Origin of the sequence: Oribacterium sp. oral taxon 078 str. F0262 (assembly GCF_000160135.1) — a bacterium.
GTDB lineage: Bacteria > Bacillota > Clostridia > Lachnospirales > Lachnospiraceae > Oribacterium.
The window spans coordinates 73,952-75,845 of sequence record NZ_GG729935.1; the positions used below are offsets into that span (position 1 = coordinate 73,952).

Below are 1,894 nucleotides of genomic sequence, written 5' to 3' on the forward strand. Positions count from 1 at the left end.
TATTGTGCCTCTGCCGGCATAACCCAGAGCATGAATAAAGCTGGTTATCCTTATGACAATGCTCCTATGGAGCGGTATTTCAACACCTTGAAAAATGAGCTCTTATATCTACACGAGTATTCATCTGAGGAGGTGCTATACTCGTCCATCGATGAATTTGCATATGTATGGTACAACCATGTGCGACCTCATTCATACAATGGATATAAGACACCATTTGAGGCAAGGACTGGAATATCGAATTATTAAGCCATACGTGTTACAAAAAAGCTTGACCACTACAAGGATATCTTTTCCAAGTTTCTGGAAGGCCTTACTTCGAAGCAGCGTGCATCCATAAAAGCTGTGACCGGCAATGGTGCCAGATGGATCGACCAGTGCATTGAGGAGTACCTTCCGAACTGTGCCCGCTGTGTGGACTCCTTCCACGTCGTGGGGTGGGCAAATGAAGCACTTGACTCCCTCCGCAAGGAAGCATGGCGTGATGCCCATCAGGAACTCAAGGAACTTAAGAGGACCGTCAAACGCAAACGTGGCCGCAGCTCCTTGAAGGACAAGGATTCGATCACGGTTCATAAGGCAGAAATAAAGGCCTCAGAGATAAAGCATTCAGCCTACGCATTAGGCAAAGCGCCGGAGCACCTGACCAACAAGCAGGAAACACAGCTTGCAGAGATCGCCGTGAGTAATAAGCGCCTGTACCGCGGTTATCTGTTGAAGGAGCAGCTGAGACTCATTCTTCATATGGACGATACGGATGAGGCAAAAGAAGAACTGGGCAAGTTCTTCTGGAGAGCCACCCATAGCCGCATCAACGAATTCAAGGAGCTTGGTCACAAGATCCGTCGGCATGAAGAGCATATCCTCAACACGATACGTCTGAAGATGAGCAATGCCAGGATCGAATCGATCAACAACAAAATCAAGCTCATCATCCGGAGAGCATTTGGCTTCCGGAATGTTGACAGTATGATCGATATGATCATGCTTGTATGCTCAAATATCAAGGTTCCGTTACCGAACAGGCCGATAGGGGAGCCGGCAACCTAATAACAGATTGATATTGTCAATATTGGTTGACAGATTATCCTCAAGTATTCCAAGCATTAAGCAGCTACTCCTGGGGAGCGGTAATACCGTGCTCTCTTTACCATAGGAGGAAGTCCTCCATTGGCAGAGCAAATCCGGCGATTATTCCAATAGCTGAAAAAGTATCGCCAAATTAGAACCTTGAGTTCTTCAACAGTTATTTTTTCTGGTTCATAACGATCATAAAGCAGTTCGGACTTCATTCGAGCCCACATGCTTTCACAGCGAGCATTATCATGGCATCGGCCACCAGCACTATTCATACTCTGTTGTATTCCATGATAACTGATTGCATCCCGATAAGTTTGGCTGGTATACTGGGTTCCACGATCGGAATGGATAATGGCTCCCCGAAGCTCTGGATAAACCATCATTGCGTTATCTAAGGTCCTTACACATAGAGCTGCCTTCATGTTAGTCTCCATCGCCAGCCCCAGAACAGCAGAATCAAAGCAATCAAAAATGAAGGAGACATATAGCTTGCCATCAGCAGCTTTAATCTCAGTGATGTCCGTTACACATTTGGTTAGCGGTGTATCCGATTGGAAATCACGTTTCAGCAGATCATCGGATTTGCGTGCTTCACGATCAGCCTTTGTAATGCCATTAGGCTTTCTGCGCGGTCTGTGACTGTAGTGGTCAAGCTTTTTTGTAACACGTATGGCTTAATAATTCGATATTCCAGTCCTTGCCTCAAATGGTGTCTTATATCCATTGTATGAATGAGGTCGCACATGGTTGTACCATACATATGCAAATTCATCGATGGACGAGTATAGCACCTCCTCAGATGAATACTCGTGTA

General features: G+C 45.7%; 2 protein-coding genes and 2 pseudogenes. 2 read left to right on the forward strand and 2 right to left on the reverse strand.

Annotation, left to right across the window (positions count from 1 at the left end):
- A partial coding sequence (locus GCWU000341_RS13155) for an integrase core domain-containing protein (protein ID WP_155812791.1) occupies positions 1-249 on the forward strand: 249 nt, incomplete at its 5' end.
- Positions 250-288: 39 nt separating this feature from the next.
- A complete protein-coding gene (locus GCWU000341_RS07815) occupies positions 289-1,050 on the forward strand; it encodes a transposase (RefSeq protein ID WP_081443178.1) in 762 nt (253 codons plus the stop codon).
- 56 nt (positions 1,051-1,106) lie between these two features.
- On the opposite strand, the pseudogene GCWU000341_RS14345 reads toward GCWU000341_RS07815, so the two are convergent.
- Both GCWU000341_RS14345 and GCWU000341_RS13540 read right to left on the reverse strand, forming a co-directional pair.
- Positions 1,107-1,721: pseudogene (locus tag GCWU000341_RS14345) on the reverse strand (IS3 family transposase); the annotation flags it as partial.
- A gap of 33 nt (positions 1,722-1,754) precedes the next feature.
- Positions 1,755-1,894 (reverse strand): annotated as a pseudogene (locus GCWU000341_RS13540) (IS3-like element ISRgn1 family transposase); the annotation flags it as partial.